This is a genomic window from Haemophilus haemolyticus, from assembly GCF_003352385.1.
Classification (GTDB): domain Bacteria; phylum Pseudomonadota; class Gammaproteobacteria; order Enterobacterales; family Pasteurellaceae; genus Haemophilus; species Haemophilus haemolyticus_I.
Genome location: NZ_CP031243.1, coordinates 1,176,501 through 1,201,277, shown reverse-complemented (window position 1 = coordinate 1,201,277; position 24,777 = coordinate 1,176,501). Strand labels below are relative to the sequence as shown.

Sequence of the window (24,777 nt, the reverse complement as noted above, 5' to 3'; positions counted from 1 at the left end):
ACATAATTTAAACACAACATAGGGAGATCCAATTTATGAGCTATACTTTTAGCACGTATGAAACCCTTGCATTAGCGAGTTTAGTCTTGCTATTGGGCTATTTTTTAGTTAAACGCATTAATGTATTAAAAGCATTTAACATTCCAGAGCCAGTTGTTGGCGGCTTTATCGTTGCCATTGGTCTTTTAATTTGGCATAAAGTCGATGGAACATCCTTTAACTTTGATAAAAATTTGCAAACTACCATGATGTTAGTGTTCTTCACTTCCATTGGTTTAAGCGCAAACTTTTCCCGTTTAATTAAAGGCGGAAAACCACTTATCGTATTTTTATTTGTCGCTGGTTTATTGATTATTTGTCAAAATATTATTGGTATCGCAGGTTCATTAGCATTAGGTATCCATCCAGCATACGGTTTATTAGCGGGTTCTGTCACATTAACTGGCGGTCACGGTACGGGTGCAGCTTGGGCTGATACCTTCGTTCATCAATTTAATCTACAAGGTGCAACTGAAATAGCGATGGCTTGTGCAACCTTTGGTTTAGTCTTTGGTGGTATCATCGGTGGCCCTGTTGCACGTTTCTTATTAAATCGTCAAAAACAAGGTGAAAACCCTGAAAATGATGAAGTTGATGATGTTCAAGAAGCCTTTGAACATCCAACTTACAAACGTAAAATTACTTCACGTTCTTTAATTGAAACTATTGCAATGATGTCTATTTGTTTGCTTATCGGTCAATATTTAGATGCGCAAACAAAAGGTACAGCACTTCAATTACCAACTTTCGTATGGTGTTTATTTACTGGTGTTATTATCCGCAATATTCTAACGAACATTTTCCGCTTCCAAGTAGCTGAATCAGCTATTGATGTATTAGGTAGCGTAGGTTTATCTATTTTCTTAGCTATCGCATTAATGTCGTTAAAACTTTGGGAACTTGCAGGTTTAGCTGTCGATGTATTAGTCGTTCTTGCTATTCAAGTTGCATTTATGGCTGCCTTTGCAATCTTCATCACCTATCGTGCAATGGGTAAAGATTATGATGCTGTCGTATTAAGCGCAGGTCACTGTGGTTTCGGTTTGGGGGCAACTCCGACTGCAGTCGCAAATATGCAAGCTGTCACCAGCCGTTTTGGGCCATCACACAAAGCATTTTTAATCGTTCCAATGGTAGGTGCGTTCTTTATCGACCTAATCAACGCAGCATTATTGAAAATCTCATTTGCAGTTGTAAATATGCTCGCGTAAAGTGCGGTTGAAATTGACAATGTTTTAGAGAAATGCCTTTATCTTAAATCGATAAAGGCATTTATTTTAAGGAAGAAAAACAAAAGGAAAAATTATGCACGAATTATCTCTTTGTCAAAATATGCTGGAAATAGTAGAACAACAATGTAAGAGCCACGATATAAAAAAAGTAACAGATCTTTGGCTAGAAATTGGCGCGCTCTCTTGTATAGAACCTGATGCATTAGAATTTTGTTTTGATATAACCTTTCAAGGTACGGCTGCTGAAGGCTGCAAACTTCATCTCATTCCTATAGCAGCGCAAGCTTGGTGTTGGCAGTGCCAAAAATTAGTTGAAATACAAGCCCATCATGATTCTTGTCCAAATTGTGGCAGCATACACTTGCAACGACAAAGCGGTGATGAATTACGTATTAAAGAAATTGCCTTTGAATAGACCGCTCTTTTTTAGCATTTCCAATATTCTTACCAATATCATATTTCATTAAGCATAAAAAAGGACAGGCATAAAGCCTGCCCTAATCATGATAAATATTATATTAAGCCACAAGTGCGGTTTCTTTTAAACGAGATTTGAGCTTAGTATATTCAGTTACAACATAGTGCTCAGCCCAACGTTGATCTTCAATTTTTTCGATACGCACTGCGCTGTATTTATATTCCGGAGTACGAGATCCCGGATTTAAATGTTCAGCGGTGAGTTCGTTACATTTTCCGATCCACCATTGGTAAGTCATATAACACGCACCTTTGTTAGTACGAGAACTTACATCAGCACGAGATATAACTTTACCACGAGATGAAGAAATCCAAACAAGCTCATTATTCTTAATACCTAAAGCTTTCGCATCTTGATCGTTCATTTGAACAAATCCTGGTTCATCAGCCAACGCAGCAAGAGCACGGCAGTTACCCGTCATTGAACGGCAAGAATAGTGACCAACTTCACGCACTGTAGAAAGCACTAACGGATATTCTTCAGAGACTTCTTCCATTGGTGGTTCCCAATCGCAAGCAAAGAATTCCGCTTTACCATTTGGACGGTCGAAGATTTGACCTTCATACAAGTATGTAGTGCCTTGATCTTCGGGGCCTTCATCTGTACATGGCCATTGAATATAACCCAAGCCTTCCATTTTTTCATAAGTTGCACCTTTATAAATTGGGCAAAGCTCACGCAACTCATCCCAAATTTCTTTGGTATTGTTGTAATGCATTGGATAACCCAAAGCTTGTGCCATAAGACTAATGATTTCCCAGTCGTCTTTCACATCACCAACAGGATCCACCGCTTTATAGAAACGTTGGAAACCACGGTCAGCTGCACTATAAACACCTTCGTGTTCTGCACAAGATGTTGCTGGTAAAATCACATCCGCTTCCGCTGCCGTTTGAGTCATAAAGATATCTTGAACAATAATAAACTCAAGATCTTTAAAGGTTTGTTTCATGGCATTCAAATCAGGTTCAGTTTGTAAAGTATCTTCACCCATAATATAGAATGCTTTGAGTTTACCTTCTGCCACAGCATGTGGCACTTCACTCAATGGTACGCCCGGTTTAGTTGGAATAGACGGTACGCCCCATGCTTTCGCAAATTTAGCGTTGATTTCTGGATCCGCATAGCTTTGATAACCTGGTAAGGTATTATATAAAGCCCCCATGTCACATGCGCCTTGTACGTTGTTTTGACCACGCACAGGGTTTACACCAACATTTGGTTTACCTAAGTTACCAGTAAGCATTGCTAAACTTGCCAACGCACGTACAGTTTCCACACCTTGACGGAATTGACACACGCCCATACCCCAAAGAATTGTCGCAGTTTCTGCTTTCGCATAAGTGCGGGCAATTTCTCTCAACATTTCAGGCTCAATGCCAGTGATGTGTTGAGTTGATTCAGGTGTATAAGCTTTTACAGTTTCATAGAACGCATCGAAATTTTCGGTATGTTCATCAATGAATTTTTGATCTTGTAATCCTTCTTCAAGAATCACGTTCATCATTGCATTCAAAAATGCGACGTTGCTACCATTGGCAAGAGGCGCATAAATGTCAGCAATACGAGCGGTTTCAATTTTACGAGGGTCACAAACAATAATTTTCGCCCCTTTTGCTTTTGCGTGGTTAATACGACGCGCCACAATAGGGTGAGACGTTGAGGCATTATAGCCAAAGATAAATACGCATTTAGTGTCTTCAATCTCAACGATTGAGTTGGACATCGCGCCATTACCCACTGATTTGAGCAGACCTGCTACAGATGGGCCATGTCAGACACGAGCACAACAGTCAATGTTGTTATTGCCTAATACCGCACGAGCAAATTTTTGCATAACGAAATTCACTTCGTTACCTGGTCCACGAGAAGAACCCGTTACCATAATTGACTCGTTGCCATATTTTTCTCTAATTTCTTGTAAACGTTTTGCAGAATAGGAAATAGCCTCTTCCCAGCTCACTGGCGTGAACGGCTCACCACGTTTGTAGCGAATCATCGGTTGAGTTAGGCGAGGAGTGAGGATTTTTGTGTCATGCACGAAATCCCAGCCATAATATCCTTTCAGGCAAAGCTCCCGTTCGTTTGTTTTACCGTTTGCACCTTCAGCACCCACAATTTTGTTGTTTTCAACCAATAGATTGATCTTACAACCTGAAGCGCAATACGGACAGACAGTAATCACTTTTTTAATTGCCATAGTAATGTCCTTATTTTAGATAACCAGAATGAATTACTCATTCCGAGTAATATAATACGCCTAAATAAAGAACATAGTCTTATAAATTCTGTGGATTTTTTGATATAAAACAGGTTTTAGATAATTTTTTAATATTCTGAGAAAACTCAAAGAAAAATGACCGCACTTTTGATAGCGAGGTCATTAGAAGATGTGTATAAAAATTGGTATGAATAATAAGGCTTTACAACTATCAAATTTTATTGGTTTTGCTTATTCAAATTAATCTGCTTTTCAACATAATTTATCATCTGTAACGCAATATCAATCTCACTTGTTTTTTCAATCATTTCTAAGCCTGGGCTTGCATTCACTTCTAAAACCAATAATCCATTTTTTGAACGAATTAAATCCACGCCAGCTACATCTAAACCGATGGCTTTTGTTGCTCTAATGGCTATCTGTTTCTCGTCATCGCTTAGGGTAATTTTTTCGGTTTTTCCGCCACGATGGCAATTCGCCCGAAACTCACCATCTTGTCCAATTCTCTGCATCGTTGCCACAACTTGATCGCCAATCACAAAACAACGAATATCTGTATTTCTCGCTTCTTCAATAAAATCTTGCTGCAACATAGATATATTGGTTTGCTTAAAAGCTTCCATAATGCTCACCGCACTTTGTGGTTTTTCAGCCAAAATCACCCCAATTCCTTGTGAACCATTTAGCATTTTTAAAATTGTCGGCGAACTGATATGAGGTACCGTCGCCTGAGCTTGCACTTCACTGCCACTTAAAAGTGAATTGGGAATAGGAACACTTGCATTCAGCAACAGTTGCAAACTTTTCCATTTATCACGCGCATTTAAAAATGCCTGAGATGAATTTAAACAAAAAGCCCCTTTGCCTTCAAAATGCTGTAAGACTGAACATCCCATTTGCGTACTCGTTGTGCCAAATCGAGGCAAAACAGCATCATAATCAGGCAATAAATAAGGTTTCGACTCGGAATTTTCTTGATAAAAAATCTGAAAGTGCTGTGGATTTTGTGAGAGTTTTAAGAGGCAACGATTAGGATCTAAAATATCCATCTCATGCCCTTGGTGTTTCGCAGCTTCTTTTAAGCGTCGGCAACTGTAAAGACGAGGTTCGCGGCAAAGCATTAGTAATTTCATAATATTTAACTCATTGTCTACGATGTTCCTTATATTACACGAATAAAAACACTTTATGTAGACGATAAAAATCAGGTAGAATTGCCTAGAATTTTTAACTCAAAAAAGGAAATCTTATGTTCGTTGTTATTTTTGGTCGTCCTGGCTGCCCTTACTGTGTGCGTGCAAAAAACCTTGCTGAAAAATTAAAAGGCGAAGTTGCTGATTTTGACTATCGTTATGTGGATATTCACGCAGAAGGCATTACTAAAGAAGATTTATCAAAATCTGTCGGCAAACCAGTAGAAACCGTACCACAAATCTTTATTGATGAAAAACCAATTGGTGGTTGCACTGATTTTGAAGCATTAATGAAAGAACAATTTGGTATCGTTGCTTAATTTTTCTTTTTAACTTACAAAAAAGCCACTTTCAATCGAAAGTGGCTTTTTTCATAGAATTGTTTTAACCATTATAACGCTTAAAAATTAATGTTGCATTTGTACCGCCAAAACCAAAGCTATTTGACATGACAGTTTGTAATCCTGCATTTTCTTTCGTCTCAGTAACGATATTGCAACCTTCAGCCGCTTCATCTAAGGTTTCGATATTAATACTTGGCGCAATAAAGTCATTATCCAACATTAATAACGTGTAAATTGCTTCGTGTGCACCTGCCGCACCTAATGAGTGACCAGTCATAGATTTAGTGGAAGAAATCGCTGGGATTTTATCGCCAAATATATTTTTAATTGCACCTAATTCTTTCACGTCACCTACTAGAGTAGATGTGCCATGTACGTTGATGTAATCAATTGGGGTATCGACAGTAGCCATTGCTTGTTTCATGCAACGCTCTGCACCTTCACCGCTTGGTGCAACCATATCATAACCATCAGAAGTTGCGCCATAACCTACAATTTCAGCGTAGATTTTTGCACCACGAGCAAGTGCGTGTTCTAATTCTTCCACTACCACAACTGCACCACCACCTGCAATAACGAAACCATCGCGGTTTGCGTCATAAGCACGAGATGCTTTTTCTGGCGTTTCATTGTATTTAGTTGAAACGGCACCCATTGCATCGAACTCAGTCGCACATTCCCAAGATAACTCTTCTGCACCACCAGCAAAAACTACATCTTGTTTGCCTAATTGAATTAATTCAACCGCATGACCAATACAATGTGCAGAGGTTGCACAAGCAGAACTGATTGAATAGTTCACACCACGGATTTTATAAGGGGTGGCTAAACAAGCAGAAACACTTGATGCCATAGTTTTCGTTACAGCATAAGGACCAATCGCTTTTACACCGCGAGGGCCACGTACCGCATCACACGCCACTAATTGATTATGTGCAGAACCCGTACCAGCACCAATCACTAAACCAGTGCGATCATTAGAAACTTGATCTTCTGCTAAACCTGCATCCTCAATCGCTTCACGCATAGAAAGATAAGCATAAGCCGCTGCATCACCCATAAAACGGAACACTTTACGATCGATGTGCTCGCTTGGGTTTAATTTGATTGTTCCGGCAACATGGCTACGCATATTCATTTCTACAAACTCAGGCACAACTTCAATACCTGATTTCCCTGCTTTTAATGAAGCCAATACTTCTTCTTTGTTGTTACCGATACTTGAAATAATCCCAAAGCCTGTAATTACAGCTCTTCTCATTGCTTCTTCCTTATTGTTTTATATGTAAAAATAACGGCTCAAAATTACTACGAAATAAAAATATTTCAAGCAATAATTCATTTGTTCGACCAGTTTAGAAAATCGCGTTATTATACGCAAATTTCATTAGGCAAGGAAGGAATAAAAAATGACCTTTAGCGTCCAACATGCTGAGATTCACTTCAATCAAAACCATATTCCCGTCTCAAATCAATTCGATGATGTCTATTTTTCTAACGAAAATGGATTGGCAGAAACAGATTATGTTTTTCTACAAGGTAATCAACTTTGGGAACGTTGGATAACACACAAAGAAGCTAATTTTGTCATCGCTGAAACAGGATTTGGTACAGGATTAAATTTCTTTGCGGCAACCAAATTGTTCCGTGAATTTCGCCAGCAACACGAGAATCATCCTTTAAAACGCCTAAATTTTATTTCCTTTGAAAAATATCCGCTAAAAATCACCGCACTTTCGCAATCGCATCTTGCCTATCCGCAGTTTGAAGATTTAAGCGCTCATTTGCAACGTTATTGGCCTTCATTGATTCTAGGTTGTCATCGTATCCATTTTGGAGAGACAACGTTAGATTTATGGTTTGGTGATGTATCAGAAAACTTGCCACAACTTGGCGATTATATGAATGAACGTATTGATGCTTGGTTTTTAGATGGCTTTGCGCCAAGCAAAAATCCTGAAATGTGGAATGATGATCTCTATAGCTTAATGTTTCATTTCACGAAACCCAATGGTTCTTTTGCCACCTTCACCGCAGCAAGTTCGGTCAGAAAAGGACTTGAATCCGCAGGCTTTAACGTGACAAAACGTAAAGGCTTCGGCAAAAAACGTGAATGTTTAAGTGGGCTAAAAATACAATCAAAATCTACCGCACTTTCGACACCTTGGTATCTTGCTCAAACTGCGAAAATGGAAAAACAAGATGTTGCTATTATTGGCGGTGGAGTTGCGTCTCTTTGTGCTGCCATTTCCTTAGTAAAACGCGGAGCAAAAGTCACTATTTATTGTGAGGATGACACGCTCGCACTCAATGCCTCATGCAATAAACAAGGGGCATTTTATCCGCAACTTAGCGATGATAATGCGCTCACCGTTGATTTTTACCTGCACGCTTTCAGTTACGGTCGCCAATTACTTGATTGGGCAATCGCACAAAACATCGAGTTTGAGCACGAATTTTGTGGCGTAGCACTATGTGCTTACAACGAAAAAAGTGCGGTTAAATTAACAAAGATTTCTCAGCTTGGTTTGCCGAACGAAATCTTCCAAATGCTAAATGCTGAACAACTCAGTAAAAAAGTGGGATTACCGCTTAATTGCGAAGGCGGTTGGATTACTCAAGGGGCTTGGCTTGCACCAAGACAATTTGTTCAAAATGCCTTTTCGTTTCTTGAAAAGCAGGGTGTCATCATTAAAACCTCACAAAAAATTACCGCACTTTCTCAACAAGAAAAAGGTTGGGAACTAGAAAATACGCAAGGCCCAAAATACTGCCATGAAGTCGTCATTCTTGCGAACGGATATAAAATTACTGATTTTATTCAAACAGAAAAGCTACCACTCTACCCTATCCGCGGGCAGGTCAGCCAAATTCCAACATCAGAAAACTTACTCAAACTGAAATCTGTGCTTTGTTATGATGGCTATCTTACTCCAGCCGATCAATTAAAAACCTCACATTGCATCGGCGCAAGCCATGTTCGTGATAATGTTGATCGCCACTTTAGTGAACAAGAACAACTAGAAAATCAACAAAAACTCCAACAAAATATCGCCCAACCTTGGACGCAAGATGTGGATACATCAGGCAATCTCGCTCGTGTAGGCATCCGATGCTCCGTAAGAGATCTTGCCCCAATGGTGGGAAACGTACCTCATTTTGAACAGCAACAAGCGGATTATTACAATTTATTCAACCTCCGTCGCCGTAAACAACCTATTCAAAGTGCGGCCAATTTTCAGAATCTTTTCTTAACGGCTGCCTTAGGTTCTCGTGGGCTTACCTCCGCCCCACTCTTAGGTGAAACCTTATCTTCAATCATTTATGGCGAGCCATTACCAATAAGCGAAGCTATATTTCATAACCTTTCAGCTAACCGAGCTTGGGTGAGAAAGTGGTTGAAAGGTTCAAAAGTTGAATAAATTGATAAGATTCAATATCTTACAAAAATGACTTTGAAGTGTTAAAATTAAATAAAATGTAAATATAAGAATGAATACAAAAATGCCATGCAATCAATCAATCAATCAATCAATCAATCAATCAATCAAATTATAGAATTTGTTAAAACTTGCTATAAACCAGAAAAACTGTTTGATTTTCTTAATCAACATTCCATTCCTTTTTCTTATATTGGGGGAATGACCAATCAAAATGTTCTACTTAATATTTCTGGAGTTAAGTTTGTATTACGGATCCCTAATGCCGTAAATTTATCACTTATAAATCGAGAATATGAGGCATTCAATAATGCTCAGGCATATCGTGCTGGCTTGAATGTAGAAACTCCCGTATTAGATGCAAAAAGTGGCGTAAAACTGACTCGTTATTTAGAAAATAGTAATACTTTAAGCCAGATACAATTAAACGAGCAAAGTTGTTTGTCTCAAGTTGTGAATAATTTATATCGTTTACACAATAGTGAATTTGTTTTCCGTAATGTATTTAGCGTATTCGATGAGTTTCGCCAATATTTTTCATTACTAGAAAACAAATCCGCTTTTTATCAAGCTGATTCGAGAATGGATAAACTTTCAGCTGTATTTTGGCAATTTGAAGAAATCAATAAAGAGATAATTTTACGTCCGTGCCACAATGATTTAGTCCCTGAAAATATGTTATTACAAGATGATCGGCTATTTTTTATCGATTGGGAATATTCGGGCTTAAATGATCCGCTATTTGATATAGCTACTATCATTGAGGAAGCTCATTTATCGAAAGAAGCTGCTGATTTTCTATTAGAAACCTATTGCAATCAGACAAATAAATATCACAAGACAGAATTTCAAATCGCTCACAGACGGTTAAAAATACATCGTTTTTGCCAAAATGTATTGTGGTTTTTATGGACAAAAGTAAAAGAAGAACACGGCGAGAATTTTGGCGATTATGCGTTAAAACGCTTAGACGCAGCATTTAAACTTTTAGAGGAATTGCCATAATGCGTGGCTATCTCTTTGGCATACTGTCCGCTGTATTTTGGGCATTATCTGGGCTATTGTATAACGAATTACCACTAAGTGGATTCTCTGCATTGGGAAAAGTAATTTCGTTACTCTTTTTAATTGATTTTTTTTCATTGCTTGCTATAGGCATAACATTGTGGCGAAGAGGAGCGGTTAATTTTCAAAAGATTTTTTGGCTCCCCGTATTATCGGGAGTATTAGGCGGACCATTGGGGATGTCGGCATATTTATTAAGCATCCACTATTTAACAATATATTATGCAGCACCGCTTTCTTCTCTATTCCCAGTTTTAGCAGCATTGATGTCTTATTGGATTCTAAAAGAAAAAATTACCAAAACAGCCCAATTCGGATTCGCCTTGGCTATTATTTCTTCTTCGTTGCTTGCTATTGAAGTAGGACAAGAAATAACCTTTAATACTATCGGTTTTATTTTTTTAATAATTTGTATATTAGGGTGGTCATCTGAAATAGTGATATCCTCCTATACAATGCGTTCTCTCTCTGGACTTCAGGTGTATTTTTTAAGACTATGTGGTTCAACTATTGGTTATTTATTGATTCTATTTATTCTTTCCTTGAAAAATTTCTCACTAGATATACTTAGTTTTAATTATGTACAAATTGCTGGTGTAATAATCTTTGGTGCATTATCTTACTGCTGCTATTACCAAGCGATTTATCTGTTAAAACCAATCAAAGCAATGGCATTAAATATCACATATTCTGTATGGGCAATTGGACTTGGTTATCTGCTCTATAAACAGCCAATTAAGCCCATTACCTTACTACTCACCTTATTATTAAGTGCAGGAGTGATCGTTACACTTTATTACAAAGGGGAACAAAAATGAATGCAATCATTTTAGCAGCAGGCCTAGGCAGCCGATTTAAAGAAATCACACAAACCACTCATAAAGCGCTATTAGATATTCATGGAACACCTAACTTAGAACGGACACTCACTTTTCTACGTCAAGCAAATATCGACAATATTGTCATTGTTACAGGGTATTTACACGAACAATTCAATTATCTACAAGAAAAATATAATTGCACTCTAATTCATAATGAAAAATATAGAGAATACAATAGTATTTATTCCTTCTCTCTAGCTCGAGACTTCTTTAATGATTGTTATGTGATTGATGCGGATGTTGTGCTTAATCGTAATATTTTTCTAACGAAACCATCACACAGCAAATATTTCACAGTCATCCGTTCTAAAACGCACAATGAATGGCTACCGATTTTAAATAGTAATGGGCAAGTAATGCGTATTGAGATTGGATCATTAAACCAGCCTAGCTTGTCAGGGGTATCTTATTGGACAACTCGGGATTGCAATACAATTTTAAATCTACTCAAAGATTACTTAAGTAAAGTTCGGTTAAAAAATCCAAAACTTTATTGGGATACCATTCCGATGGAATATATAAATAAATTGAATGTTCATACTGAGCAACTTAACAGTGATGATATATTTGAAATGGATAACCTTGATGATTATCAGCATATTTTACAAAAATTGACACCAAACAAGGAAAAATAATGAAAAAATTAACGCTCAGAGAACAACAACTCGTTTGTCTCAATATATTAGATTATTTCCACGCATTATGTGAGCGACACCAAATTCACTATTCTCTTGGTGGTGGAACATTAATCGGTGCAATACGCCACAAAGGCTTTATCCCTTGGGATGATGATATTGATGTTTATATGCACCGTGATGAATATCAAAGGTTCGTTGATGTTTGGTTTCAAGAAACTCACGAACACTACAATATGGAAACTGCGGAAGATATACTTGCTCAATATACCGGTGAAATGGCAAAAATTTTCGATTGTCGCACTCAAATAACAGATGCTAAGGGAAGAAAAAGCCCAATGTTTATGGATATATTTATCTATGATGGCGTACCGAATGAACCAAAGATCATCTACTCACTGATGAAAAAGCATCGAAGAATTAAACTTCGCTTTTCCTCTTGCAAAAAAAGATGGTTAAGGGCAAAAGAAAATACCATGCAAAAAGCTATACTTAATAAATTAAGCCACTTTCTATTTTCCAAAATGCAAAAAAATTTAGCACAATTCCAAATAAAATATCCGATAAAACAATGCGATTATATTGGTCTTGTATTATCTGACTACGGTGGTTGGCAAAAATCTTATATGCCGAAGGAATATTTTAACCATGTTATTTATAAAGAATTTGAAGGACGACAATTTCAAGTAATGAATGGATATCACGAACACTTAACACAATATTATGGAGATTATATGAAGCTTCCACCAGAAGAAGAGCAAAAGCCACATCATATTCAAGAAGCGTATATTTTGTAAGCGAAAGGGCAGATTTAATTCTGCCCTTTTTCAATTATTACTTCACGTTCCTACAATTCAAACAATACAAATATTGACCTTTAGGATCATTAAATTTAGTTAATACATTCAATTCTTTTTGTAATTTTTGAATTGGAGCTGGCAGACCAAGCCATTTAACTAACTGCTCTTGCGCACCTTTTTTCGTGTCGCGCAATAAGGTGCTAATTAAACTAACGTTATCATCTGTAAACCATTCCACACTAAAATCTTGTACGGCAGTATCTTGGCGTTGATTCACTAATTGCTCTGCTTTATTGACCGCTTCATTAAAAGAACCAATTTCATCCACCAAACCATTTTGGAATGCATCACTGCCTAACCAAACCTGACCTTGAGCCAGTTTATCTACTTGTGTTTTAGAAAGCTGGCGACCTTTGCTAACAATTTCTAAAAATCTATCATAACCATGCTCAATTTCTGTTTGATAAATATCTTGCACGGGTTTTTCTAACGGAGAAAACGCAGATGTATTAGCTAATTCAGTGGTTGAAACACCATCAGCATTCACACCGATTTTCTTAATGCTATTTTCAAAAGTCGGGAACATCGCGAAAATACCGATAGAGCCTGTAATGGTGTTTGCATCGGCAATAATATAATCTGAAGTGGATGAGATCCAATAACCACCAGATGCTGCCATTGCCCCCATAGAAACAATCACAGGTTTTCCAATTTTCTGTAAATTTTCAGTCTCTTGTCGAATAATTTCTGAAGCAAAAGCACTACCTCCCGGTGAGTTGACTCGTAAAACAACGGCTTTTACTGAGGTGTCATCATGAGCTTTACGAAGAATTCGTGCAATGGTGTCGCCACCAGCATTTTCTTCATCACTTTCACCATCTATGATCGTTCCCTCAACATTCACGACTGCAATTTTATTCGGTACATTGTAATGTTCTAAACGATCTGGCAGTTGAGTCAAATAATCATCAAGTTCAATAAGATTCGCTTTCCCCTCACTCCCTTTACCAAAAAGTGCGGTGAGTTTTTTATCTAAATCTAAACGAGTTACAACATCAGTTACTAATCCACGTTGTTGGGCATAAGCGGTACTATTGCCTTTTAACGCTTTAAGTTCTGCAAGATACTGTTTCGCATTCGGCAAAATGTTATCTTTCTTAATATTACGATTTTCACTGACGGATAAAACATAATTATTCCACATTTCACCTAACCAACGTTGCATATTTACTTTTGCCTCAGCCGACATATCGTTGCGTAAAAATGGTTCTACCGCGGATTTATAAGTCCCTACGCGGAAAATATGTGGTGTAACGGCTAACTTGTCTAGCATCTCTTTAAAATACAAATTCTCTTGCGATAAACCGTGAATATCCACGCTTCCAATTGAATTTAAATAAATTTCATCAGCAAAGCTCGCTAAATAATATTGTCCTTGTGAATAATTATCCGCATAGGCGATCACTGGTTTTCCTGCATCTTTAAAATGACTGATAGCGCCACCAATAAAATCTAATGCGGGTAAATCTGCCCCTTCAAAATAATTGAGATCGAGCACTAATCCTTTAATTTTAGGATCATCTTCCGCTTGTTGAATGGCAAATACCACATCAAACGTCGAAATTTTTCGAGGGACGTGCTCGCCATTCAATTCGCTTAACGCATCTTGCCAACGAAGTGTTTCATCTCGGTTGTCCGCTAGATAGCCATCTAAATTCAGTAATAACGCGCCTTCCCCTGTTAATGTTGTAGATTTTTTCCCACCGCTTGAAAAGCTAATTACCGCCACTAGCAACAATACAAATCCTAAAAACACGACATTCATCACAAGATCACGAATGAAACATAGTGCTTTCCAACAAAATTTTAATACTCGAAACATACAAATTACCCTTAAAAAATTTGCGTTAGCGTATCACAAAGCCTTGTCAAAAACTATGCTATAATCCACCGCACTTTTATTCATAGGGAATAATAAAATGGACGCGTTAACTCTTTTAACAACAAGAAAATCAAACAAAAAATTGACCGCACCTGCGCCTAATACAGAACAACTTGAACTTATTCTCCAAGCAGCAATGCACGCACCAGATCATGGGAAATTACATCCTTATCATTTTGTTGTAATGGAAAATGATGGATTAAATAAATTGGAAACGTTACTCAAAGCAGCCGTTGTGGAATTTGATTTGGGTGAAGAAAAATTAAAGAAAGCTGAAAATTTAGCACATCGCGCACCTATGGTCATTGGTGTCGTAGCAAAGATCGATCCAACTATCGCTAAAGTACCTGGATGGGAACAAATGTTGAGTGCAGGTTGTGCAACTTATGGATTACAACTGGCTGCACAAGCACAAGGGTTTGATAATGTGTGGATTTCAGGGAAATGGGTTAATGGCACTGCATTACGAGAAGCTTTCGGATGTCGTGAACAAGATCGTGTGATTGCGTTAGTCATGATTGGCACAGGTATAGAAAAAGCCGAACGTGAATGCCGTGTTATCGATACAAAAGATTTTGTAACCTATCTATAAAATATTTCTTGCTTTCCTCAATACTTAGAGGAAAGCAAAATATTGCTCTACTCTTCTTCCAATTCATCCGCCATTGCCGCCAATATTTCTCGTGTAAGAAGAGCCAATGCACGATAAAAAGGCAAAGTTGCTTGATTTTCTACTTGAGTTAAAAACTTCGCTGCACAAGGCAATAAAAAGGTTTCAAAGAATTCTTGTTGAGCCACTAAAGAATCCGAATTATCTTCAAGCCAAGAGGCTGTAAGTAATAATAAGGCAAAATGATCCGCACTTTCCACCTCTGGCATATTGCGTACAAGACGAAAATTCACAAATTCTTCAACATCAATGCCATAAGCTGAAATAGCAGTCATAACTTTACCATTGGCACCAAATAATTTTTGATACTCTTGGTTCAATAAATCGAGATCAATTTTAGCTTGTAAGCTATTCAGCGCTAATTCACTTTCTTTATCAGTATCTAACGCCCAAACTTGACTCAAACCTTTTTGTTGTAACCAAGCAAACGCGCCTGCTAGCACTTCATCGGTAGGAGAACGATAAAAAAGATTGCCGAATAATCGACTAATTAATGAAAAATTATTAATTTGTTTTTCAGACATTACGCTTTTTCCTTTAAAAGTGCGGTCAATTTTGCTTGAGTTTTTTGAGCGGCAAGTTCAATCATTGCTTTACGCGCCTCATCATCAATTAAATGAATATCACCGAATAATTCAAACTCAACATTTTCAATGCCACAGTAATTAAACAGTCCATTAATCAAACAATGATTGAGGGACTTATCTACACCAAATTCTTTATATTTATCGAGATTACTGCCAATCGTAATAAATTGTTGCATTTGCTTATTTTTTAGCAATCCCACTGATTCGCCGTTTTCCGTTTTGTAAGCAAAGCCATGGCTTAATACGCGATCTAAATAGCCTTTCAAAATTGCTGGAAATCCCATCCACCAAAGAGGATAAACCAACGTAATAAAATCCGCTTGAAGAATAAAATCATGCTCTTGCTGAATATCTGCTGGAATAATACCTTTGTTAGCATTCTGCAATTCTTCATGAGATAAAATTGGATTGAAATTCATTTCATAAAGATCACGAAAAAATACATTTACACCATTTTCTTGACTAACTTGCTCAATGCGATTGGCAATCGCTCGCCCAAAACTACGCACAGAATTAGGGTGAGCAAAAATAATTAAGTGGTTCATTTTTCTTACCTATTTGTAGGGAAATAAAACGTGGCAGAAGTCTATCAAAATAGACCGCACTTTGCATATAAAATCACATAAAAAAAGCGGGCATAGCCCGCTCTCTTATTTGCATCATAATTATGCTGCGTTTTTACGTTCTTCTTCCATACATACTGCCGCAGTAAATAATACGTCAGTTGATGAGTTTAATGCCGTTTCAGTTGAGTCTTGTAAAATACCGATTATGAAACCAACACCGATCATTTGTGCTGCTACATCATCTGAAATACCAAATAAGCTACATGCTAATGGGATTAATAATAATGAACCACCAGCCACACCAGATGCACCGCAAGCACAAAGAGAAGCCACGATACTTAATAAAATCGCACTAACAAAAGAGACTTCCACACCTAATGTATGTACTGCCGCTAACGTTAAAATTGTGATCGTGATTGCAGCACCCGCCATATTGATGTTCGCACCCAATGGAATAGAAACAGAATAAGTTTCTTCATCAAGATTTAAGCGTTTTGCTAATTCAATATTCACGGGGATATTCGCTGCGGAACTACGTGTGAAGAATGCAGTTACACCACTTTCGCGTACACAAGTCCACACTAATGGATAAGGATTGCGACGAATTTTCCAGTAAACCAAAATAGGATTTACAACAAAAGCAGTAAATAACATCGTACCAATTAATACAGCAAGTAATTGCACATAACCGCCTAATGCAACTAGGCCTTTATCAGATAAGGTTTCAGCCACTAAACCAAATACACCAAATGGCGCAAAAGAAATAATGACGTGAACAATTTTTGATACGCCTTCTGCAAAATCTGATAACACATTTTTAGTTGCATCAGATGCATGACGTAACGCCAAACCTAAACCAATAGACCAAGCTAATACACCAATAAAGTTCGCTTTGAAAATCGCATTTAATGGATTATCTACCACGTTTAAGATAAGGGTAAATAAAACTTGGCCAACAGCTTGCGGCGCTGAACTTGCATCTTCTTTGGTTGCAAGAACCACTTCCGTTGGGAATACGAAACCAGCAATAACAGCAACAAATGCAGCTAAGAATGTACCTAAAAGGTAAAGCACAATGATTTCTTTCATATTGCTTTTGGTGCCAATCTTACGATTTGCAAGCGCAGCCATAACAAGAAAGAAAATCAAAATTGGCGCAACAGCACGCAATGCTTTAACAAAGATGGTACCTAAAACGCCCACTTTTTCCGCAATATTAAAACCTAAAGCACCTTCAAGTGCAGGTCCAACAAGCGCAATAATGATCCCTAGAACTAAACCAGTTGCAATTCTTTTTACTAAATTGCCCTGGAATAACAGACGAAATAAACGAGATGTGTTCATACTTTTATCTTTCTTTTTAATAAATTTAACTTCAGATTGTTACCAATCCACCTACAAGGGAATTAAAGATAGCGTAAATTCTTATCGAAAGAAAATATTTTTTGTTATTTTTTATCCAATAAGTGAACTTTTTTCTAAATTTGTTAGATATTTTCTAAAAACATACTTATAAAAAAATTTTTTATTTAACCTATTGACATCCTGTATGAAACACCAGTAAAATTTAACTGTACAAAAAAACAAGGTAAAAGGTTATTTATCCATATTATTTAACAGGAGATAAGAGAATGAACAACCAAACTTTGACTGCGCAATATGAAATGGATTTTTCTTATAATCCACTCCCTTTTTTCAGTGATATGGATGACAGCCTTAAATTCAATAAAAAACTAGACTTAAATCTTTATTGTATCAAACGTCCAAAGCAAACCTGTTTTATTCATGTAACCAATCCAAATATGTTAGCTTGGGGAATTGAAACTGGAGATATGCTAGTCGTCGAAAAAAATGACAATCTTTATTCAGGTGATCTTGTTGTGCTAGAAGAAAATAACGAATTTCATGTCTATGAATTTATGGCGCATAACAGCAATTACCTTTTCATGGCATTGGATTCCACCACACCAAATATAAATACCAAAGATTGGTCGAATTTACCTATTGTCGGCACCGTAACCAATACGATTCATCAAATGAAACGTCGCGATAAAATGAAATGGGCAGCATAGTTAAAAGCAAATAAAAAAAGTGCGGTGAAAATCAACCGCACTTCTATCTAGTATCTAGATTATATTTAAATTAATGACTCGTCGCTTTACGTCTAGCAATCACTGCATCAGAAAGTTGTTGCAATAATCTTTCAGAATCTTCCCATCCAATACATGCATCCGTAATACTTTGTCCATAAGTCTGCGCTTTACCATCAACTAAATCTTGACGACCTTCTACTAAATGGCTTTCTACCATTACGCCAAAAATTTGTTTAGAACCTGATGCGATTTGATGACACACATCTTGGCAAACATCCATTTGTTTCTTGTATTGTTTACAGCTATTTGCATGGCTAAAATCAATCATGACATGAGGGATTCGGCCAGATTTCTCAATATCTGCACAAACTTTTGCCACATCTTCAGCATTGAAGTTTGGTCCTTTATCTCCGCCACGTAGAATAATATGACAATCTTCATTCCCTTTTGTAGAAACAATCGCAGAGTGACCAAATTTAGTGACAGATAAAAAATAATGAGGTGCTTCTGCTGCGCCAATTGCATCTAAAGCAACTTTCACGCCACCATTGGTTGCATTTTTAAAACCAACAGCACAAGATAAACCAGAGGCTAACTCACGATGAACTTGTGATTCGGTTGTACGCGCCCCAATTGCGCCCCAGCTCATAAAATCTGCAACATATTGTGGCGTGATCATATCTAAAAATTCACCGGCAGATGGCACACCTAAATCATTAATATCAGAAAGTAATTTTCGTGCAATGCGTAAACCATCATTTAAACGATAAGTATCATTTAAATACGGATCGTTAATTAAACCTTTCCAGCCCACAGTTGTACGTGGTTTCTCAAAATACACGCGCATAATAATTTCAAGGCTATCTTTATATTTTTCACGTAATGGTTTTAAACGGTTTGCATACTCAATCGCAGCCTTAGGATCATGAATAGAGCAAGGACCAATAATCACTAATAAACGATCATCTTTACCATGAATAATATTATGTGCCTCATGACGAGTTTGCTTCACTAATGCCGCAGCATGTTCACTAGCAGGGTATTTTTCTAATAAGGCAATGGGTGGTAACACCTGATCGACTTTTTCAATTCGCGTATCGTCGTTTGCCACGACAATTTCAATTTTCTCTTTAGCCATATATCACTCTCAAACCTTCAAATGTTGTGTTTTAATTATGTAGGTAATCTACACCTATTTCTTGTACTAGTAAACTAGTTCGTTGTGTTTTTTAAGAATAAAACCTACAAGTTCGTTATTAAACTATCTTTAACGCATGCTTGCAAGCCGAATAAAGTGAAATATTGAGTGAATAAAAGACAAAAAAATACCGCACTTTCATGCGGTATTCACAAAATTAATGGCTACTTAATACTTGGGCTGGTTGTAATTTAGCAGCCCTACTTGCTGGATAAAGACTAGCAATTAAACTCAATGCAAGCGCTGCGACTAAAACCATCAAAACATCCAACCAATGTAACTCACTTGGCAAAAAATCGACAAAATACACATCGCCCGATAATAATTTCTTACCGATAACCCACTCAATGCCTTGAATAAATGTTGTAAGATTTAGTGCAAGTATAATGCCTAACACAATACCAATTAAGCAACCTTTCATTCCTGCCTGTAAGCCATACCAAATAAAAATACGTTTAATGAACGCATTATTCGCCCCAAGCGTGCGCATAATGGCAATATCACCCTGCTTATCTTTTACCGCCATAATCAGCGTAGAAACAATATTAAAACATGCCACCCCAATCACGAGCACCATGGCGATGTACATCACTGTTCGAATAAGTTGAATATCGCGATACATATAACCAAATTTACTAATCCAGTTTTGAATATAAAGCATCTGCGGATAATCATTAAGCATAGATAAATCCAGATTTTTCACAGAAAAAGGATCATCTAATTTCAATTCAACACCTGTTATTTGAGCTGATTTATAAGTCAAAAATTCTTGTGCTTGAGCAAGCGGTAATAAGGCATAACTATAATCCAGTTGCCCATCTAAACGTAAAATTGCAGTGACTTGCACGCGTTCACGAGTTGGTTGAGCAAGTTGTTCATCGCCATTTTGCTGAGAAATAAGTAAAGTAACCCAATCACCCGCTTTTACATCAAGTTCTCTAGCAATACCCGATCCCAAGACTAATCCACCTTCTTTCCCAAATTTATCCCAGCCTTGCTCTTGTACGAAATTACCAAGAGAACTCACACGATCTTCTGCTTGTTTTTCAATGCCTTTCACCTGAACCACTTTCAGTTTTGAGCCATTTTCTACCAATGCAGTAAAACTAACAAAAGGGGAAATACCTTTAATTTGGGCATTTTGTTGTAAGCGTTTTTCCAAATTTTGCCAATGGTGAATGGTTGGATCCGTTGCATTCGGTGCAGATAAAATCTCTGCATGAGGAACCACTGCAAGAATTCGTTGGTTAAGCTCGCGCTCAAAACCATTCATCGCACTTAAGCCAACAATTAAAACTGCAACACCCAGCGCGATACCGATAGCTGAAAATTTTGCAATTAACGCAACTAAAGGATTTTTCTGCTTGCCACGTTGATAACGCCAACTAATAAAAAACGGCGTATTCATCACATACCTTCCTTCAAAATACCATCTTGCATAACTAAACGGCGTGATAATTTTTCAGCAAGCCCCATATCGTGAGTGACTAATAAAAAAGCGATATTTTGCTCTTGATTAAGTTGTTGAATGAGTTCAAAAATGCTTTCTGTGGTCTTGTGATCGAGATTTCCAGTGGGCTCATCCGCTAAAACTAACGATGGATTATTCACTAAAGCACGCGCGATAGCCACACGCTGACGCTCCCCACCAGAAAGCGCAGAAGGACGATGGGTAATTCTATGGCTTAATCCCACCGCACTTAACATTTTTTCGGCACGATCTTTCGCTTCTGTTTTATTTTGATGACCAATCAACATCGGCATCATCACATTTTCAAGTGCGGTAAAATCTGCCATTAAATGATGGAATTGATACACAAATCCTAAATAACAATTACGCAAAGCAGCTAATTCATTAGCCGATGCTTTTTGCAAAGATTGTCCATTAATAAACACTTCACCACTACTTGGCTGATCAAGTCCCCCTAAAGTATGCAATAAAGTACTTTTCCCTGATCCCGAGCTTCCCACAATCGCAACCAATTCTGCGGGTTCCATAGAAAAAGAAACGCCTTTTAACACTTGCGTTTGATTTTCACCTTCTTGATAAAATTTATTGATGTTTTCGCATTTTAATAAATAGTTATTCATTTTTTACTCGTTTTAACCGCACTTTAGCAGCAAATCATCTCATTAAAAACTTGCGCGAGTCTATCACACTTTTCTTTCAGCTTAAATTTCAATACGCCCAAAGTATTCAAATCCCGTTTCAGGAAAATATTTTTTAAGATAACGTTTTAAATAGCCTTGTGTCTCTTGACTAATGATAGGATCATATTCTGGATAACCGTTATACATTACGCTTAGTACTGACACACCATGAGAACGACAGGCCTCTAAACTTAATAATGTGTGGTTAATACTACCTAATTTTCCCGATGTCACTAAAATCAAAGGGTAATTATTTGACTGGATATAATCTAACGTCGTCGCCTCTTCGCAATAAGGCACCATTAATCCACCGGCCCCCTCCAGCAACACATAATCATATTTTTCTGCCAAAAGCGCGGTAGATTTTTCAATAATTTTTTCATTAATTTCTCGCCCTTCGAGCTTTGCCGCTAAATGAGGAGAACAAGGATATTCAAAAAGATAAGGGCAGGTGTAGCCTTGTAAATCTTCTTCAGTCAAATCAATGCCTTGAATCTTTCGATGTACAAGCAAATCATCAGCAATATTTTTACAGCCTGTTTGAATCATTTTTTGTGTAATAACGGAAAAGCCTTGTTCCATCAACTTTTTAGCATAAATGCCTGTTGCAACCGTTTTACCTACATCGGTATCAATGCCCGATACAAAAATAACCTTGCCCATAAATACGCCTTACTAATTTCCAGCACGAGAATAACGTGCGATAAAAAACAATGGATGATAAGTTAACCGCACTTTACCCGATGGCAAACTAAAAGCCTTCAAGTAATCATCAATAAATTTGTTGAGATTTTTTCTTGTCCAATTTTTCTGGTTAGTCGCTGTTACACCGGTATATTTCAGATGTTTGAGTACATCCAATGGCGTATCAAACTCTAGTATTATAGTAAAATCGTCACACCATAAAAGCTCAAAACCATTGGCTAACCAATTTTGCCATTGAGATAAATTAGGATAACTTAACCCCACATTCGTCATTTGGCGAATCTCTTTTAAATTATCTTCACCAAAGCTAGCAATCGCCAATAAACCGTTAGGTTTCAATCCTGTTTTACAATAGGAAATAAAATTGTCAGGATGATGAAACCACTGCACCGCTGATGCACTAGCAATCAAATCAAATCGTCGTTGAAAAGAAAAGTTTTCCGCATCGCCACAATAAAAATCAAAGGGTTGAATCAGTTTTTCAGCGAGTAGAACGCGCACATCGCACAAATCATTAAATAACCAATAATTGGCTGAAATCTGTTTCTGCAACAACGTACTCAACATACCAGAACCGCAACCTAGTTCCAAAACGCTATCTAATGACCCCTTTGGTAAATAGTCTTGCAAATGCATCATTAACTTAATATTCATTTTTTGTTGAATTAACGCATGTTCATCATAGCTATTTAAGGCTTTTTGGAAGGCGTGTTGAATACGCGATTTATCTACGGAAGTTAATGATTCCATAATGCCGACCAGTGGGTAAATCTTGAAAACACATAATGTTCACCCTCTATTTCCTGAACCGCACAACGCGATGCCCAATATTGGTGCTGATTAGCTGGCGTAAAAATTTTATCGTGAGAACTAACCCATGCATTTGTCCAGTGAATAAGATCGGTGCGTTTATCCTGCTGAATCATCGCAAAAAGAGCGGTGAGTTCTTGATGAATTTCGTTAAATGGTCGTGCAGAAAATTGTTGATAATGTTCAAAAGATACTTTGTCACCACAAATTCTACGTTCAAACTTTGAACGAGTATTTTCTGTGAGATTATCTAACGTACCTTTAAAAATAGCATAGGGAATACCAAAGCTATCATCACAAGGTAAACCTGTGCCATTCACTGCTGTGGCAGATTGTAAGGTGATTCCTTGTAATACTCGCTCTGCCACCCAAACACCCATTGACCATGCCACTACACGAATTTGCTGATAGGCAGAAAAATCAAAATCTAACTTCAAATCTTGATAATCATAGCAAATTAATAAATCATGATCTGTTGGCAAAATCAAATGAGCTACAGCATCAAGAGGTGTCCCCCAGCCAGCAAAATAAACTATTAAATGCTCACCTTGATGATCATAAAATTTCGTTTTCACATTATTTCCTTATAAGCATGCCACAAACTGTTTTACTTCATCCATTGTCATATCTGCCGTCAAAGACAATCGTATTCTGGATGTACCTTTGGGTACTGTCGGTGGTCTAATCGGTAAGCAATAATAACCTTGCTCTTGCAAATCTTTCGCCTTGGCAAGGGTTGCTTCGTTCTCACCTAAAATATAGGGAACAATGCAAGTTTGGCTTGGCATTATTTGCGTTCTATGCTCCACTTCTTGGCGTAAAAATGCACTTAACCGCTCAAGATGCGTTCTTTCTTTTGAAAATTGTGGTAATCGTTCAAAAATAAAATGAGTCCAAGCCACATTAAACGGTGGAAGCGCGGTTGAAAAAATCAATGGACGCATTTGATTAATCAAGCACTCTTTTAATATTTTATCACAGATGACATAAGCCCCCATTGAAGCTAAGGCTTTGCCAAAAGTGCCAACCAATAAATCTATATCAGCTATCACATTAGCTCGTTCAGCAATACCTAATCCGTTTTTACCGTAAACGCCTATTGCATGGGCTTCATCCACATAAAGATAAGTATTGGGAAACTGTTTTTTTAATTGAACAAGATACTTCAAATCAGCTACATCGCCATCCATACTAAAAACGGACTCTGTCACAATAAAAGTGCGGTCAAATTTTCCAGCATTTTTTTCGAGCAGATTTTTTAGATGTTCATAATCATTATGACGATAACGAAAGAACTCACATTGGCTTAAACGAATGCCATCAATCATGCTCGCATGCACTAATTTATCTGCCAAAATTAAACTTTTTGTTGTCGTCAACGCCGGTAAAATACCAAGATTGGCGTGATAGCCACTGTTAAATAATAAAGCGCTTTCTCGTTGGAAACGTTGAGCGATGAGCTGCTCGAGATCGGTATAAATAGGAAAATTGCCCGTTAATAAACGAGACGAAGAACTGGTAAAAGAAGGGAAATTATCGCCATATTGCTGTAAAAAAGACTGGCGCAAGTTTTCATTTGATGCCAAGCCTAAATAATCATTAGATGACATATTCAACATTTTGCGATTTTCTCGCGTAATATATCGTCCTTGATGAACTAAATCTGGAATTGAACGATATTGATTTTGTGCGCTAAGCTGTTCCAGTTGCTGTTTGAAAGCATCCAT

Annotated in this window: 24 protein-coding genes; 10 read left to right on the top strand and 14 right to left on the bottom strand. The window is 37.4% G+C overall.

The genetic code is table 11. The features are described from left to right. Window positions 1-35: 35 nt before the first annotated feature. Together gltS and hypA are read left to right on the top strand one after the other, a co-directional pair. Window positions 36-1,250 (top strand): sodium/glutamate symporter, encoded by a 1,215-nt coding sequence (gene gltS, locus DV428_RS05935; protein ID WP_114909035.1) that lies wholly within the window; start codon window positions 36-38, stop codon window positions 1,248-1,250. A gap of 94 nt (window positions 1,251-1,344) precedes the next feature. Continuing rightward, entirely contained in the window at window positions 1,345-1,686 is a 342-nt protein-coding gene (hypA, locus tag DV428_RS05930) for a hydrogenase maturation nickel metallochaperone HypA (RefSeq protein ID WP_114909034.1), read from the top strand. 103 nt (window positions 1,687-1,789) lie between these two features. Here the strand turns inward: hypA and fdhF are convergent, their stop codons facing one another. Both fdhF and DV428_RS05920 read right to left on the bottom strand, forming a co-directional pair. After that, window positions 1,790-3,949, bottom strand: a complete 2,160-nt coding sequence (fdhF, locus tag DV428_RS05925; protein WP_239993563.1) for a formate dehydrogenase subunit alpha — start codon at window positions 3,947-3,949, stop codon at window positions 1,790-1,792. 239 nt (window positions 3,950-4,188) lie between these two features. Further along, the gene (locus DV428_RS05920) at window positions 4,189-5,103 is read right to left on the bottom strand and encodes a RimK family alpha-L-glutamate ligase (protein ID WP_114909033.1); all 915 of its coding nucleotides are present in this window, start codon (window positions 5,101-5,103) and stop codon (window positions 4,189-4,191) included. A 116-nt stretch (window positions 5,104-5,219) separates the two neighbouring features. Here DV428_RS05920 and DV428_RS05915 point away from each other — a divergent pair, with 116 nt between their 5' ends. Continuing rightward, window positions 5,220-5,483 (top strand): GrxA family glutaredoxin, encoded by a 264-nt coding sequence (locus tag DV428_RS05915; protein WP_005628952.1) that lies wholly within the window; start codon window positions 5,220-5,222, stop codon window positions 5,481-5,483. 64 nt (window positions 5,484-5,547) lie between these two features. Here DV428_RS05915 and fabB read toward each other — a convergent pair whose 3' ends face one another. Then, on the bottom strand, window positions 5,548-6,768 hold the full coding sequence (fabB, locus tag DV428_RS05910) for a beta-ketoacyl-ACP synthase I (RefSeq protein ID WP_114909032.1): 1,221 nt from the start codon (window positions 6,766-6,768) through the stop codon (window positions 5,548-5,550). A 148-nt stretch (window positions 6,769-6,916) separates the two neighbouring features. Here fabB and mnmC point away from each other — a divergent pair, with 148 nt between their 5' ends. From mnmC to licD, 5 genes are all read left to right on the top strand, one after another. Continuing rightward, complete coding sequence (mnmC, locus tag DV428_RS05905) at window positions 6,917-8,929, top strand: bifunctional tRNA (5-methylaminomethyl-2-thiouridine)(34)-methyltransferase MnmC2/FAD-dependent 5-carboxymethylaminomethyl-2-thiouridine(34) oxidoreductase MnmC1 (protein WP_114909031.1); 2,013 nt, start codon at window positions 6,917-6,919, stop codon at window positions 8,927-8,929. A gap of 87 nt (window positions 8,930-9,016) precedes the next feature. After that, window positions 9,017-9,952: a phosphorylcholine kinase LicA gene (gene licA / locus DV428_RS05900; RefSeq protein ID WP_162790785.1), complete on the top strand. Its 936-nt coding sequence runs from the start codon at window positions 9,017-9,019 to the stop codon at window positions 9,950-9,952. Next, window positions 9,952-10,830, top strand: a complete 879-nt coding sequence (licB, locus tag DV428_RS05895) for a choline transport protein LicB (protein WP_114909030.1) — start codon at window positions 9,952-9,954, stop codon at window positions 10,828-10,830. The genes licA and licB overlap by 1 nt, the downstream gene beginning before the upstream one ends. Next, the gene (locus tag DV428_RS05890; RefSeq protein ID WP_114909029.1) at window positions 10,827-11,528 is read left to right on the top strand and encodes an NTP transferase domain-containing protein; all 702 of its coding nucleotides are present in this window, start codon (window positions 10,827-10,829) and stop codon (window positions 11,526-11,528) included. The genes licB and DV428_RS05890 overlap by 4 nt, the downstream gene beginning before the upstream one ends. Continuing rightward, window positions 11,528-12,325, top strand: coding sequence for a lipopolysaccharide cholinephosphotransferase LicD (gene licD / locus DV428_RS05885; RefSeq protein WP_114909028.1), 798 nt, complete (start codon window positions 11,528-11,530; stop codon window positions 12,323-12,325). Before DV428_RS05890 ends, licD begins: the two co-directional genes overlap by 1 nt. A gap of 37 nt (window positions 12,326-12,362) precedes the next feature. On the opposite strand, the gene sppA is transcribed toward licD, so the two are convergent. Next, on the bottom strand, window positions 12,363-14,210 hold the full coding sequence (sppA, locus tag DV428_RS05880; protein ID WP_114909027.1) for a signal peptide peptidase SppA: 1,848 nt from the start codon (window positions 14,208-14,210) through the stop codon (window positions 12,363-12,365). Window positions 14,211-14,307: 97 nt separating this feature from the next. On the opposite strand from sppA, the gene DV428_RS05875 reads away from it, so the two are divergent. Beyond that, window positions 14,308-14,862 carry an NAD(P)H nitroreductase gene (locus tag DV428_RS05875; RefSeq protein WP_114909026.1) on the top strand — a complete coding sequence of 185 codons (555 nt, stop codon included), beginning with the start codon at window positions 14,308-14,310 and terminating at the stop codon, window positions 14,860-14,862. A gap of 47 nt (window positions 14,863-14,909) precedes the next feature. Here DV428_RS05875 and DV428_RS05870 read toward each other — a convergent pair whose 3' ends face one another. The 3 genes from DV428_RS05870 to sstT all read right to left on the bottom strand — a co-directional run bounded on the left by DV428_RS05870 (window position 14,910) and on the right by sstT (window position 17,437). Beyond that, window positions 14,910-15,464 (bottom strand): TorD/DmsD family molecular chaperone, encoded by a 555-nt coding sequence (locus DV428_RS05870; protein ID WP_114909025.1) that lies wholly within the window; start codon window positions 15,462-15,464, stop codon window positions 14,910-14,912. Further along, window positions 15,464-16,072, bottom strand: a complete 609-nt coding sequence (locus DV428_RS05865) for an NAD(P)H-dependent oxidoreductase (RefSeq protein ID WP_114909024.1) — start codon at window positions 16,070-16,072, stop codon at window positions 15,464-15,466. The genes DV428_RS05870 and DV428_RS05865 overlap by 1 nt, the downstream gene beginning before the upstream one ends. A 120-nt stretch (window positions 16,073-16,192) precedes the next feature. Then, window positions 16,193-17,437: a serine/threonine transporter SstT gene (sstT, locus tag DV428_RS05860; RefSeq protein WP_114909023.1), complete on the bottom strand. Its 1,245-nt coding sequence runs from the start codon at window positions 17,435-17,437 to the stop codon at window positions 16,193-16,195. Window positions 17,438-17,724: 287 nt separating this feature from the next. Here sstT and DV428_RS05855 point away from each other — a divergent pair, with 287 nt between their 5' ends. Further along, complete coding sequence (locus DV428_RS05855; RefSeq protein ID WP_114909022.1) at window positions 17,725-18,165, top strand: LexA family protein; 441 nt, start codon at window positions 17,725-17,727, stop codon at window positions 18,163-18,165. A gap of 70 nt (window positions 18,166-18,235) precedes the next feature. Here DV428_RS05855 and aroG read toward each other — a convergent pair whose 3' ends face one another. The 7 genes from aroG to bioF form a co-directional block, all read right to left on the bottom strand. After that, the gene (gene aroG, locus DV428_RS05850; RefSeq protein WP_114909021.1) at window positions 18,236-19,324 is read right to left on the bottom strand and encodes a 3-deoxy-7-phosphoheptulonate synthase AroG; all 1,089 of its coding nucleotides are present in this window, start codon (window positions 19,322-19,324) and stop codon (window positions 18,236-18,238) included. 217 nt (window positions 19,325-19,541) lie between these two features. Beyond that, the gene (gene lolE / locus DV428_RS05845) at window positions 19,542-20,792 is read right to left on the bottom strand and encodes a lipoprotein-releasing ABC transporter permease subunit LolE (RefSeq protein ID WP_114909020.1); all 1,251 of its coding nucleotides are present in this window, start codon (window positions 20,790-20,792) and stop codon (window positions 19,542-19,544) included. Further along, window positions 20,792-21,475 carry a lipoprotein-releasing ABC transporter ATP-binding protein LolD gene (gene lolD, locus DV428_RS05840; protein ID WP_114909019.1) on the bottom strand — a complete coding sequence of 228 codons (684 nt, stop codon included), beginning with the start codon at window positions 21,473-21,475 and terminating at the stop codon, window positions 20,792-20,794. Before lolD ends, lolE begins: the two co-directional genes overlap by 1 nt. Before the next feature lie 81 nt (window positions 21,476-21,556). After that, complete coding sequence (bioD, locus tag DV428_RS05835; protein WP_114909018.1) at window positions 21,557-22,198, bottom strand: dethiobiotin synthase; 642 nt, start codon at window positions 22,196-22,198, stop codon at window positions 21,557-21,559. Between the two features lie 12 nt (window positions 22,199-22,210). After that, window positions 22,211-22,990, bottom strand: coding sequence for a malonyl-ACP O-methyltransferase BioC (gene bioC / locus DV428_RS05830; RefSeq protein ID WP_114909017.1), 780 nt, complete (start codon window positions 22,988-22,990; stop codon window positions 22,211-22,213). Next, window positions 22,978-23,625 carry a DUF452 family protein gene (locus DV428_RS05825; protein WP_114909016.1) on the bottom strand — a complete coding sequence of 216 codons (648 nt, stop codon included), beginning with the start codon at window positions 23,623-23,625 and terminating at the stop codon, window positions 22,978-22,980. The genes bioC and DV428_RS05825 overlap by 13 nt, the downstream gene beginning before the upstream one ends. 9 nt (window positions 23,626-23,634) lie before the next feature. Next, a complete protein-coding gene (bioF, locus tag DV428_RS05820; RefSeq protein ID WP_114909015.1) occupies window positions 23,635-24,777 on the bottom strand; it encodes an 8-amino-7-oxononanoate synthase in 1,143 nt (380 codons plus the stop codon).

Coding starts and splice junctions, on each gene's coding strand:
- aroG (WP_114909021.1), bottom strand. CDS start 19,324: ATGGCTAAAGAGAAAATTGAAATTGTCGTGGCAAACGACGATACGCGA.
- hypA (WP_114909034.1), top strand. CDS start 1,345: ATGCACGAATTATCTCTTTGTCAAAATATGCTGGAAATAGTAGAACAA.
- DV428_RS05870 (WP_114909025.1), bottom strand. CDS start 15,464: ATGTCTGAAAAACAAATTAATAATTTTTCATTAATTAGTCGATTATTC.
- sstT (WP_114909023.1), bottom strand. CDS start 17,437: ATGAACACATCTCGTTTATTTCGTCTGTTATTCCAGGGCAATTTAGTA.
- bioC (WP_114909017.1), bottom strand. CDS start 22,990: ATGGAATCATTAACTTCCGTAGATAAATCGCGTATTCAACACGCCTTC.
- licA (WP_162790785.1), top strand. CDS start 9,017: ATGCAATCAATCAATCAATCAATCAATCAATCAATCAATCAAATTATA.
- bioF (WP_114909015.1), bottom strand. CDS start 24,777: ATGGATGCTTTCAAACAGCAACTGGAACAGCTTAGCGCACAAAATCAA.
- DV428_RS05915 (WP_005628952.1), top strand. CDS start 5,220: ATGTTCGTTGTTATTTTTGGTCGTCCTGGCTGCCCTTACTGTGTGCGT.
- licB (WP_114909030.1), top strand. CDS start 9,952: ATGCGTGGCTATCTCTTTGGCATACTGTCCGCTGTATTTTGGGCATTA.
- DV428_RS05855 (WP_114909022.1), top strand. CDS start 17,725: ATGAACAACCAAACTTTGACTGCGCAATATGAAATGGATTTTTCTTAT.
- fabB (WP_114909032.1), bottom strand. CDS start 6,768: ATGAGAAGAGCTGTAATTACAGGCTTTGGGATTATTTCAAGTATCGGT.
- lolE (WP_114909020.1), bottom strand. CDS start 20,792: ATGAATACGCCGTTTTTTATTAGTTGGCGTTATCAACGTGGCAAGCAG.
- mnmC (WP_114909031.1), top strand. CDS start 6,917: ATGACCTTTAGCGTCCAACATGCTGAGATTCACTTCAATCAAAACCAT.
- DV428_RS05875 (WP_114909026.1), top strand. CDS start 14,308: ATGGACGCGTTAACTCTTTTAACAACAAGAAAATCAAACAAAAAATTG.
- DV428_RS05920 (WP_114909033.1), bottom strand. CDS start 5,103: ATGAAATTACTAATGCTTTGCCGCGAACCTCGTCTTTACAGTTGCCGA.
- lolD (WP_114909019.1), bottom strand. CDS start 21,475: ATGAATAACTATTTATTAAAATGCGAAAACATCAATAAATTTTATCAA.
- bioD (WP_114909018.1), bottom strand. CDS start 22,198: ATGGGCAAGGTTATTTTTGTATCGGGCATTGATACCGATGTAGGTAAA.
- gltS (WP_114909035.1), top strand. CDS start 36: ATGAGCTATACTTTTAGCACGTATGAAACCCTTGCATTAGCGAGTTTA.
- DV428_RS05865 (WP_114909024.1), bottom strand. CDS start 16,072: ATGAACCACTTAATTATTTTTGCTCACCCTAATTCTGTGCGTAGTTTT.
- DV428_RS05890 (WP_114909029.1), top strand. CDS start 10,827: ATGAATGCAATCATTTTAGCAGCAGGCCTAGGCAGCCGATTTAAAGAA.
- licD (WP_114909028.1), top strand. CDS start 11,528: ATGAAAAAATTAACGCTCAGAGAACAACAACTCGTTTGTCTCAATATA.
- sppA (WP_114909027.1), bottom strand. CDS start 14,210: ATGTTTCGAGTATTAAAATTTTGTTGGAAAGCACTATGTTTCATTCGT.